The organism is Pseudoalteromonas sp. APC 3694 (genome assembly GCF_030407565.1).
GTDB classification, from domain to species: domain Bacteria; phylum Pseudomonadota; class Gammaproteobacteria; order Enterobacterales; family Alteromonadaceae; genus Pseudoalteromonas; species Pseudoalteromonas tetraodonis.
Genome location: NZ_JASDDE010000034.1, coordinates 1 through 11,508 on the forward strand (window position 1 = coordinate 1; position 11,508 = coordinate 11,508).

The window sequence follows — 11,508 nt, forward strand, 5'->3', positions numbered from 1 at the left end:
ATTAAATCGCCCCTAGTTTGAACAAATTTTAATCCGCAAAGGTCAACAGACCCTAGTTTTATCATCAGGTATAAAAGTAACTAAAAAGCCAGTGAGCATGATGCTCACTGGCTTTTTATTTTGCGATTAGTGGGGCTAACCGCTTAAGCTAATTTCAGCTTAAATTACCAAATTTTTACGCGATCTTCAGGCTTGATATACATTTTATCGCCCTCTTTAACATCAAACGCTTGGTAAAATTCCGGCATGTTCGACAAAATACCAATCACGCGATAATGACTCGGTGAATGTGAATCGGTCATTAAACGATTGCGCAATGCTTCATCACGGTATTTACGACGCCAAATTTGCGACCAGCCCATAAAGAAGCGTTGGTCGCCCGTATAGCCTTCAATAATGGGCGCTTTAGAATCACCCAGCGATAATTGATACGCTTTATAAGCGACGGTTAAGCCGCCTAAATCACCAATGTTTTCACCCAGTGTCAGCTCACCATTAACGCTAGCATCTTCAAACGGTTTATATTGATTATACTGCGCAACTAAGGCAGCACTTCGCTCTTCAAACTGCTTAAGGTCTGACTCGCTCCACCAATTACGTAAATTGCCATCACCGTCGTATTTTGCACCTTGGTCATCAAAGCCATGGCCTAACTCATGGCCAATAACCGCACCAATAGCACCATAGTTAACCGCATCATCTGCTTCTAAATTAAAGAAAGGAGGCTGCAGAATCGCCGCAGGGAATACTATTTCGTTATTCACTGGGTTGTAGTAAGCATTCACTGTTTGTGGCGTCATATGCCACTCAGAGCGATCAACTGGCTTACCTAATTTAGCAATCATATCTGCATAAGCCCACTCACTGTAGCGAATATAGTTACCTACTAGTTCATCAGGATTAATTACTAAATCTGAATAATCTTTCCATTTATCTGGGTAACCAATTTTAGGCGTAAACTTATCCAGCTTTTCTTGCGCCGCAACTTTTGTTTCAGGGCTCATCCACTCAAGGTTTTCAATTGCCACTGAATAGCCTTTAATCACGTTATCAACTAATTCTTCCATGCGCGCTTTCGCTTCTGGCGGGAAGTTTTCTTTAACGTAGACTTTACCTAAAATTTCACCCAGTACACTGTTTGATGCATCAACGGCTTGCTTCCAAAGTGGCGCTTGCTCTTCAACACCGCGCAATGTGGTGCTGTAAAAATTAAATTTCAAATCCACTAAGTCTTTATTAAGTAGCTGCGCGTAATTACTAACGAAATGGAATTTTAAGTAGTTTTGCCAAACCGATAAGTCTGTATTTTTGAAAATGTCTGCAAATTTTTCAAAGTAACTTGGTTGGCGCACAATCAACTCTTGGGCATCAACACCAACGGCTTCAAAGTAAGCACTTAAATCAAAATCTCCCATTAACGTGTTAGCTTCAGCTACTGACATTTTATTATATGATTTTGTTGCATCACGACTTTGTACCCGACTCCACTGTGCATCAGCAAGTGTCGTTTCAAGGGCAAGTATCGCTTTGGCTGCATCAGCGGCATTATTAACGCCAGCTTTAGCTAAAATATCGGTAATATAGGTTTGATATGCCGCGCGAATTTTTGTGAATTTTTCATCATCTTTTAAATAATAATCACGGTCAGGTAAACCAAGTCCGGCTTGATAGGCATAAAGCGCATTTTCACTTGAGTTTTTAGCATCATTATTAACATACCAGCCAAAAGGAAGATCTCCGCCTTTAACTTGTAGCTGTGCCATCAGTGTGACCAACGCGGCTTTATCTTTTACTGTATCAATGCTTTTAATAGCAGGCTCAAGTGGTAACATCCCTAACTCTTCACGAGCATTTTCTGCCATGTAGCTAGTATAAAATGCGCCGATCTTATATTCATCTGAACCTGGCTTTGCGCTGCTATTGGTACTGGCATTTTCTAGAACTGTTTTCATTGCTTTTTGCGATTCATCATATAACTGTGAGAACGACCCATAGTTTGACTTATCGCCAGGGATTTCAGTTTTTTCTAACCATTTACCGTTTACGTGGTAGTAAAAATCATCCTGTGCACGAACACTGTTATCGATATTTTGTAAATCAACACCTAAGGCACCAGGGGTTGCCACCGGTGCGGTTACTGTTGTTGCTTCTGCTTGCATTTCTTGTGGCTTTTCGCCGCAACCAACCAAACCTAACGCCAATGCAATACTGGCGGCAGTCATTGTTATTTTTTTCATAAGAATTCCGTATATTAATTAGAATAAATACGCATTTCATTAAGATTTGATAACTCAAAAAAACAACAATAGGATGCAGTCTATTATCTGCTTAATGAAATACGCATCAGCTACAACCTAATTTAGGAAGTACTAACTAGGCATCATAAACCTGATTTAAATAACAATAAAATCGAATATGTAACAAAGTATTTTAAAGCCAGCAAAACAAACCGAGCAAGGTGTTAAATGGTATTTAATTAAGATTTATTTTTACCATGTAAAGCTAAGCGTTGAAGCTTTTCTTTTAATGACGGTGGAGCAGAATCGGCGATCGCATTTAAATAATCAGCCGTTTGTTCACTCATTTTAAGGGAGTTCGTTGGTTTGCCATCAGCCACTTTAGGTCGAGTGCTTAACCGTTGAGTTGCCTGTGGATTGGCAGTAATTTTTATTTGCCCAAGCTCGGCCATACCCGCGGCTCTAAAATGCGATTGCATGTCCATTTTTAAATAATTAAGCCTAAGCGCAATAGGTGCAGAAACGGCTTCTATCATTAAGGTGCCGTCACGGTAATTACTTACTCGGCACTTTTCACCTAACTTAGGGCCTAAGAAATCGCGCAACAATTGTTGCTGTGTATCCAGTGCTTGGCTTTTTCCCGCATAGGCTGCTAAGCGGTTGTTCAGCCCAGCCATAATATCGGTTAACGGTTTTGGCGCATATCTATCTTTAGCCATATCACACCTTAAAAACATCAAAAGAAGGCTTGCTTAAATTAAACTTAATTTAAGCAAGCAAAGTGGGGTTATACCAATTCACTGAAATAAATATTATTGCGGATTGGTATTAAGCACCTGCTACTTGCATTTGTTCAATCAGTACTGAACCAGTCTGAATCCCGCCGCGACGCTCTATATCGCCACCTATAGCGGAAATACCTTTGAACATATCTTTTAAATTACCAGCAATCGTAATTTCGCTTACTGGGTATTGTATTTCCCCATTTTCAACCCAAAAACCAGCCGCACCGCGAGAGTAGTCACCGGTTACTGTATTCACGCCCTGCCCCATCAATTCTGTAACTAATAAGCCCGTACCCATGGTTTTTAATAATGCAGTTAAATCTTGATGCGTTTGTTCTACTAACCAATTATGAATACCGCCAGCGTGCCCTGTTGGGGTCATATTCATTTTACGTGCCGCATAGCTTGCTAATAAATACGTTTGTAACTCGCCACCGTGAATTATTTCTCTGTCGAGAGTTTTAACCCCTTCGCTATCAAATGGCGATGATGCTAAGCCTTTAAGTAAGTGCGGACGCTCTGAAATATTAACGGTTTTGCTAAATACCTGCGTGCCTAAGCTATCCAATAAAAAGCTGGATTTACGATACAGTGCGCCACCACCAATTGCTGATACCAAATGGCCAAACAATGAATTAGCAATATCGGCTCTAAAAATAACCGGCACTTTCATGGTGCCTAGTTTTTGGCTGTTTAGTTTTGCTAGGGTTTCTGCTGCAGCTTCAAGTCCAACACTTGCTGCATCTTTTAACCCTGCTTGATCGCGAGAAATCGTGTAGGCTGAGTCGCGCTGCATATGCTCGCCCTCTTTACCTATCACCATAGTGCTTATGCTGTGGCGAGTACGTGGAAAGCCTGCAATTAAACCATGGCTGTTACCATATACTCGCAACCCTTGATGCGATGAAAAGCTAGCGCCATCTGAATTCACAATTCGCTCATCGGCGTTTAATGCGGCTTGCTCTGCTGCATGACACAAATCAATCCCTTGCTCTGGGCTTACATCCCAAGGATGAAACAAGTCTAAATCTTTAGGGGCAAACTCAAGCAGTTCTTTATCAGCAATGCCATTACATGGATCGTCTGAAGTGAATTTAGCAATATCGATGGCTTTTTCGACCACAGCACGTAATGTTTTAGGATTTAAATCAGCCGTTGATGCCGAGCCTTTGTTATTGCCAACATACACGCTAATACCTAAACCACCGTCTTGATTAAACTCAATGGTTTCTACCTCCCCCATGCGCGTACTTACCGACAGCCCAGAAGTGCTTGACATAGCAGCTTCTGCAGCGGTAGCACCTAGTTTTTTAGCATGCTCAAGTACTTCTGATACAGCGTCTTTTACTTGAGAGATTTGCGAATAAATTGGATCTTGGTGTTGGCTTTTCATAAATTCTGTCCTGAGCCCTGAAGGCCATATTGCACACATTTTTTATATTTAAATGCTAACACACTCACTGCACCACATCAGCTAATATTAATCACTAAAAGAATCGCGTATAATAGATGAAGTTATTTTTATTTAAGAGCACCCCATGGCGAAGAAAAAAGGCAAGCCTGCTGAAATTGAAGAAGAAATTATATATGTATCAAAAAGTGAACTTAAGCGCGAAGCGCAAGAGTTTCATCAGTTAGGATCTGAAATTGCCAAAATGGGTAAAAAGCAGCGTGAACGCCTGCCGCTCAATGATGACTTAAAAGAAGCAATGGTGGTTGCTGATAAAATAAGTAATAAAAGTGATGCCTACCGCCGACATTTAAATTACATCGCAAAAACCCTTCGTACGGTAGAAAATATTGAAGAAATTAAAGCGATCATTGATGTCATGCTTAATAAAAATAACCAAGCTGAGGTTATGATCAAAAAAATTGAGCAACTGCGCAGTGATTTAATTGAACAAGGCGATGACTTAATCAACGAAACAATTGAACAATATCCAGCTCTTGAGCGCCAAAAAATGCGCCAAATGGTGCGTAATGCTGCCAAAGAAGTAAAAGCTGAAAAACCAGCGAGAAGCTACAAAGAGTTATTTCAGTACTTAAAAGACGCCATAATGTAACGCAGCCGCGTTATATATTAAAAAGGTGCTGCGGCACCTTTTTTTGTTGTAGATCAAAACCTCCTCATCTTTGCTTTTTTACAATACGCAGCAACTTAAAAGATAAGGTGCGCGTGATGATTAAACTTCCTCAATGGGATCAAACTTTAATAAACAAATACAATGTATCGGGCCCGCGTTACACGTCTTACCCGACCGCGCTTTCGTTAGCTGATGGTTATCAGCAACAAGATTTGATTAGCGCTATTGAATCATCGCAAACCCGTTCGTTGTCTTTATATATTCATATTCCTTTTTGTAGTCAGCTTTGTTATTACTGTGGCTGTAATAAAGTCATTACTCGCCACCAATCTAAAGCCGATACCTACCTAGACTTTTTAGCTAAAGAAATTGCAGCACAAGCGCCGCTGTTTCAAGATTATCGGGTTGAGCAATTACATTTGGGGGGCGGCACACCAACTTTTTTAACCGCAGCGCAAATGACGCGCTTAGTAAAGCTGCTAGAGCAACACTTTAACTTTAGCGATACCTGCGAGCGCGGTATCGAAATCGACCCTCGCTCACTGGCTGACAATATGCTGGTTGATTTAAGCGAGTTGGGGTTTAATCGTGTGTCATTTGGTATTCAAGATTTTAATGATCAGGTTCAGCTGGCTGTTAATCGCCCTCAGCATGTTGATGAGGTAAAGCAATTAATTACCCAAGCAAAACAGTTGGGCTTTAAATCAATTAATGCTGATATGATTTATGGCTTGCCACTACAAACACCTGAGAGCTTTACGCAAACGATTGAGCAACTTATTGCCTTAAACCCTGACCGCGTTTCAGTATTTAACTACGCTCATTTACCAGAACGTTTTGCCGCCCAACGTAAAATTAAAGACGCCGATTTACCCAGTGCGCATAATAAGCTCACCATGTTTAAAAATACCCTAGAGCAAATGACGCAGGCGGGCTATCAATTTATAGGTATGGATCACTTTGCAAAAGTTGATAATGAGCTAGCCATTGCACAAAATACGGGTCAGCTGCATCGTAATTTTCAAGGCTACACCACTCATGGCGAGTGCGACTTATTGGGCTTAGGTGTTTCGTCTATTTCACAAATAGGCACGGCCATATTACAAAATAAAAAAGAGTTAAAACATTATTATCAAGCAGTTGATGAGCAAGCAGGCAGTGCCATTAATAAAGGCATGCATTTAACCCAAGATGATATTATTCGCGCCGATGCGATTAAGCAGCTTATTTGCCAGTTTGAGCTTGATATGAGCGTATTCGCTAACAGACATAAAATCAGCTTTAATGACTACTTTCAAGATGCTTTAGAGGCACTCGCACCATTAATTGCCGATGAAATGGTAACAATAGAAAACAACCTAATTAGCGTAACACCAAAAGGGAATTTATTTATTCGTATTATTTGTATGTGCTTTGATGCGCATTTACAAAAACAGATAAATGCCACTCGCTTCTCACGGGTTATATAATTTAAAACTAGCACGCATAAAAAAAGCAGACCAAGGTCTGCTTTTTTTATATATGCCGTAAAATCTAAGCGCTAGTTAAAAACCACGTTTTCGCTGCCTTGGGCTGCTTTAAACTCAACAATAATTTTTTTACAGTCAGCTTCTATTTCATCACTCAGTGATTCTTCTGCGCGCCAGCGCGCCGTGTCTTGCTTAAAAATTTCTTTTTTAGCGTACTTTTTGCGCGAATCATGGGTTGGCATTTCTTTTACCACGTCGTACATTTTATAAATACCCGGGTATGCACTCGTTAGGTCGCGCTCAGTATCAAAACTATATTGCGACATAAGCACCCAAATACGTAAGCACCCCTCAGAATAATCACATTGCTTTTCATTCATAGCACGTGCAATTAAATGAATACTATCGGCTAACTTCGCATTACGCTTTAAACGCGACTGTTTTAGCTTTTGCTGTTGCTCTGCCTGTTTTTTGCTAATTAGCTTTTTTTGCACATTTAGCTTATAGAGCAACTGACCCGCATAAAATGCCAAGCCCGCTATAATAGCAGCACCTACAACTAAGGCTAAGATCACTGCTGTACTCATTGCGTGTCCTTATTACTTATCTTCGTCGTCATCTAGCCATTCATTCGCTAGATCGTTTGATAGGTATTGATCAAAGTCTGAATTACTGTCTTCATCGCTGAAGTCATCTTCAAACTCTTCTTCATCTTCAATGCCTAATAATTTACAAAGCACTTGGTGACGCGCTATGCGGCTATTAAAGTATTTTGCATCTTTACCCGTTAGCATTTCACCTTGCTCATGACGCTCAACTAATTTAAGTAAGCGCTCATCATTTTCAAGGGCTTCTAACTCTTGTTCAGGCGTTAATTCTGGTTCAACAGCCTTTTTAAGCTCTGCTACAGGTTTAAGGTTACGTTTCATTTCGATTTTTGGTTCAGCAGCAGGTGCAACTAATGGCACTGCTTTTTTACTACCAACGCGTTTATCTTTAGCAGCCGAACCTGCTTTTTGAGTGTCATTACTCAATGCATCCGGTGCATTACGTGAACCAGGTTTAGCGCCCTTAGTTTTTTTAACACGTTGCTCTTTCAATGCGCGCATTTCTTTAAGCTTATCTTGACTTAAACGAACGGGACCATTTGATGGAATTTTACGTGACTTTTTCTTTCTACTCATATTTTGATCGTCTCACTTAAGAGGTTTTGAGCGAGGCGCAACTCAATGGGCATCGCGGTGCTGGCCTAGCCAGGAGAATTCAGTTTGGGCGTTTTGCGCGCCAAAGCACAGTTAAGGTGCTTTTTTTTAACGGGGGGTATTGTAACAGGACAAATAAAAAGGCGGTAGAGAAAACATCTCTACCGCCTACTAATCTGAGCGCCATTATATGGACACTTCTCCCTTCGACTTTTTAGTCTTTATTGTTTTTATTATTATTTTCTATCCGTATTTTTATTATTTATCTTCCGTGTAGCATTCCATTTTGTTTTTATTATTAAACTTCCATGAGTATTTTATTATTTTCGGTCTTCCTAACACTTTTTTGATATTTCCTTTGGTAGCACACTCTATGTGCTATTCAGTCGTGCCGCGCTACTATCCTTATAACGTTTTCCTATTTGTTATTGTTTTTGCGACAGGGGTTAATTTACTCGTTAATAATTTTGTTACAACTAATTTATATCTTTTTTCTTGTACTACATATGACAAAAAACACTAAAAGCATAAATTACAATAAGTTACATTAAAAAATAAAAATAAAATGAGATTTTTCTTACACCAAAGTATGGTCAATGTCTTACAAGGGAAGGAGCTTTATCGGTCTCAGCACGCACAAAAAAAGCAGCTAAAGCTGCCTTTTTCACTAATTAACATTATATTATGTTAACAACATCTAAATAAATACGACTTTAGTGTAGACCACCAAGGTATTTAGAGAGTGTTTCAATGTCTTTATCTGTTAGTTTCTTTGCAATGTCCTGCATAACACCATTTAGGTCGTTATTACGAACACCATCTCTGAACTGTTCAAGTTGTGACTTGATGTATTCTGGATGTTGGAAAGAAATCTTTGGGAATTTAGCAAGTGAAGAGCCATTACCACGTGGACCATGACAAGCCGCACATGATGGGATACCGCGCTCAGCATCACCTGCTTTATATAACATTGCGCCTGTTTCTTGAACATCTTTCGGTGTAGCACCTTCAGACATGTTCAAAGAAGCAAAGTAAGCAGCCAAGTCTTTCATATCTTGATCACTTAATGGCATTGCCATACCGCTCATTACTGGATTCATACGACCTTCTTTACCGCCCGAAGTCATACCTAATTTAAATTCAGTAAGTTGCTTGTATATGTAATCTGCGTGTTGGCCTGCAATTTTTGGGTAGATGTTAACCGGCGCATTACCGTCTGGGCCGTGACAAGCCGCACACGTTGCTGATTTTTCTTTACCTGCGTTTACATCGCCATCAAATGCTGTTGCGTTGCTTGCTGACAACGCACCAAGCAATATAGTTAAAGATAGTGCTATTTTTTTCATGGTGAATTCTCTGTTTCCGACCCTGTATCATCTACAATATGGATGTTGTGATTTTTATATTCTACACGATATTAAATTCTCTGGCACGTTTTCTACACACATTAAACCTATAAATTATAGGGTTTTGAGTAAAATTAAACGCTAAGCCAGTTAAAATGTACTGTCAGCAATGATCTTACATGCTCAAATACACTTTTTAATAGCTACTTTATAGTATAAAATACGCGCCACGGGTGAATTTGGTTTACCCAATGTTATTTTTTTAAGTTTTAGGAGAGCCTGTGCTCAAATCTCGTATCAAGTATAACACTGCGTCTTTTGTTACAAGCGCGCCAGACATCACTAAATTACCTGCTGATACGGGAATTGAAGTCGCGTTTGCCGGTCGCTCTAATGCAGGTAAATCAAGTGCGCTAAATGCCCTAACCGATCAAAAGTTAGCACGAACCAGTAAAACACCCGGCCGTACTCAGCTGATCAACACCTTTGAACTTGCCGATGTAGATAATATGCGCCTAATTGACCTACCTGGCTATGGGTTTGCAAAAGTGCCGATTGAAATGAAAAAGAAATGGCAAAAATCGCTAGGCGAATACCTGCAAAAACGTCAAAGTTTAAAAGGTATTGTGGTATTAATGGATATTCGTCATCCATTAAAAGATTTAGACCGCGACTTAATTAATTGGGCTGTAGGCAGTGAAATTCCGGTATTGGCACTATTAACTAAAGCCGATAAGCTAAAGCAAGGTCCGCGTAAATCACAAGTTCTTAACGTACGTCGTGAGTTAAGTGAATTAGATGGCGATATTACGGTTCATGCATTTTCATCACTTAAAGGCACCGGCTTACCAGAAGTCGCTAAAAAGCTAGATGAGTGGTATTTAGGCCCAATAGTGGCCGTTCCACCTGCTGATTTAGTAGCGCCAGATAGCGAATAATTACTGTAAGTAAAATTTCTGCTGTGCGGAGGTAATAAAATAGCCGAGTTCATCTGTTTCGGCTATTTCAGCCCACTGATAAAACACATTTCGCGCAACTCGCGCAAAGCAGCCGTAGGGTAACTGCATATAAGGCACAGCCGCACCTTTGTAGTCATTGATATAAAGTGACTCAGAACGACCTAATAGCCATGTGCGGTTTAAGTTATCAATACAACAAATAACGCTTCCCTCTGATGTCGGTTCACTATGCCAATTTACAATAATAAAAGGCGCATCCTTCACCTCGATCGCGATTTTTTCAACGGGTGTTTTTAAGTAAAACTGCCCATCTTCGTTACATAATACACTGGCAAAAAGTTTCACCATTGATTGACGAGTTATTTCACTACCTGCGTAAAACCATTTACCTTGCTCATCAATCAATAATGGTAACTGCCCGCAGTGAGCGGGCTGCCATTGTTCAAAAGGTTTGCTTGGCTCGCTGAGTTGCTTGCTAAGCTCGTTAAGTGAAATCACTGTTTTTTAAATGTCAGTGCAAAAGTAACTGGCACGGCATTAGCAATTGAAGGTAATCCGGCTAATTTTTGTAACTGCATTACCCCTTCGGTGATCTTAAAGTCATCACTGTTGATAATGATAGGGGTGAATGATGCCACACTTAAATCTCCATTGGCCGCACTGCTTACGAGTACATCAACAGCAAGTGGCTTTTTATGACCATGAAAGTCTAGCTCGGCGCTAACACCTTTTAATACGTACTGCCCAGGCTGCTTAATAAGTGACAATTTATCAGATAAGTCAGCAGTTAATACTGCATTTGCAAAAGTGTCAGATTCAAACAAAATTTTGCTTAGGCGCTCGTTACGAATAGGAATAAACGTTTCAGCTGAGGTTAAATCAACATTTAGGCTAAACTGACCTTGCTCACTCAATTGCCCTGATAACTGAGTAAAATGGCTTGCCTCAGCAATGCTATTTTTTTTAATTGAGACAAAACTTAATTGGCTTTTATCGTTGAGTAACTGCCAGTTTGCCGATGCAACACCTGAAACTAGTAAACATGATAAAGATAAACCTGCTACAGCTAACGTTTTAAACATAATGCACTCCTAAAATGAAAAGACTTATACCGGTAAAAATAATACTTTGATCAGCCCAGCTGAAAATCATTAGTTACTGTGTGGTAAATCGAAAATGCTAAGTAGACTGATGGTATCACTTGAAACGCTAAGTGCAATTAGAGAATAAATTTAACGCTTGGATGCAAGACAATAAAAAAACGGCCCATCAAATATATGATAGGCCGATATAGCAAACTGGGGAGAAGCTATTAATACGTTGCATCTTACGATGCATCATCAACAGGATGTCCTACAGGATGAGGACGGGCGGCACTTTACCAAAAGCAAGTGTAAAAATACAAGCATATTATTGATAATCGTAG

11 protein-coding genes are annotated in these 11,508 nt (G+C 40.0%); 3 read left to right on the forward strand and 8 right to left on the reverse strand.

Going from position 1 to position 11,508, the window contains the following annotated elements; genetic code table 11:
• Positions 1-164 precede the first annotated feature (164 nt).
• The 3 genes from QMA00_RS12375 to pmbA all read right to left on the reverse strand — a co-directional run bounded on the left by QMA00_RS12375 (position 165) and on the right by pmbA (position 4,415).
• Positions 165-2,237 carry a M13-type metalloendopeptidase gene (locus QMA00_RS12375; protein ID WP_262976421.1) on the reverse strand — a complete coding sequence of 691 codons (2,073 nt, stop codon included), beginning with the start codon at positions 2,235-2,237 and terminating at the stop codon, positions 165-167.
• A 239-nt stretch (positions 2,238-2,476) separates the two neighbouring features.
• Positions 2,477-2,956, reverse strand: a complete 480-nt coding sequence (locus QMA00_RS12380) for a DUF721 domain-containing protein (protein WP_076923007.1) — start codon at positions 2,954-2,956, stop codon at positions 2,477-2,479.
• Between the two features lie 109 nt (positions 2,957-3,065).
• Positions 3,066-4,415 (reverse strand): metalloprotease PmbA, encoded by a 1,350-nt coding sequence (pmbA, locus tag QMA00_RS12385; RefSeq protein ID WP_013463883.1) that lies wholly within the window; start codon positions 4,413-4,415, stop codon positions 3,066-3,068.
• Positions 4,416-4,560: 145 nt separating this feature from the next.
• Between pmbA and yjgA the strand changes: the two genes are divergently transcribed.
• Both yjgA and hemN read left to right on the forward strand, forming a co-directional pair.
• Positions 4,561-5,085, forward strand: a complete 525-nt coding sequence (gene yjgA / locus QMA00_RS12390; RefSeq protein ID WP_013463882.1) for a ribosome biogenesis factor YjgA — start codon at positions 4,561-4,563, stop codon at positions 5,083-5,085.
• A gap of 116 nt (positions 5,086-5,201) precedes the next feature.
• A complete protein-coding gene (hemN, locus tag QMA00_RS12395; protein WP_076923008.1) occupies positions 5,202-6,575 on the forward strand; it encodes an oxygen-independent coproporphyrinogen III oxidase in 1,374 nt (457 codons plus the stop codon).
• A gap of 71 nt (positions 6,576-6,646) precedes the next feature.
• Here the strand turns inward: hemN and QMA00_RS12400 are convergent, their stop codons facing one another.
• The 3 genes from QMA00_RS12400 to QMA00_RS12410 form a co-directional block, all read right to left on the reverse strand.
• Positions 6,647-7,162: a DUF2489 domain-containing protein gene (locus QMA00_RS12400; protein WP_024602131.1), complete on the reverse strand. Its 516-nt coding sequence runs from the start codon at positions 7,160-7,162 to the stop codon at positions 6,647-6,649.
• 12 nt (positions 7,163-7,174) lie between these two features.
• Positions 7,175-7,759, reverse strand: coding sequence for a Der GTPase-activating protein YihI (yihI, locus tag QMA00_RS12405; RefSeq protein ID WP_013463879.1), 585 nt, complete (start codon positions 7,757-7,759; stop codon positions 7,175-7,177).
• Positions 7,760-8,490: 731 nt separating this feature from the next.
• The gene (locus QMA00_RS12410) at positions 8,491-9,123 is read right to left on the reverse strand and encodes a c-type cytochrome (protein WP_013463877.1); all 633 of its coding nucleotides are present in this window, start codon (positions 9,121-9,123) and stop codon (positions 8,491-8,493) included.
• A gap of 281 nt (positions 9,124-9,404) precedes the next feature.
• Here QMA00_RS12410 and yihA point away from each other — a divergent pair, with 281 nt between their 5' ends.
• Positions 9,405-10,061: a ribosome biogenesis GTP-binding protein YihA/YsxC gene (yihA, locus tag QMA00_RS12415; protein WP_076923009.1), complete on the forward strand. Its 657-nt coding sequence runs from the start codon at positions 9,405-9,407 to the stop codon at positions 10,059-10,061.
• Here yihA and QMA00_RS12420 read toward each other — a convergent pair whose 3' ends face one another.
• Complete coding sequence (locus tag QMA00_RS12420; protein WP_024602130.1) at positions 10,062-10,580, reverse strand: DUF1285 domain-containing protein; 519 nt, start codon at positions 10,578-10,580, stop codon at positions 10,062-10,064. It lies immediately after the preceding gene.
• Positions 10,577-11,164 (reverse strand): YceI family protein, encoded by a 588-nt coding sequence (locus QMA00_RS12425; protein WP_076923010.1) that lies wholly within the window; start codon positions 11,162-11,164, stop codon positions 10,577-10,579. Before QMA00_RS12425 ends, QMA00_RS12420 begins: the two co-directional genes overlap by 4 nt.
• Between the last annotated feature and the right edge of the window lie 344 nt (positions 11,165-11,508).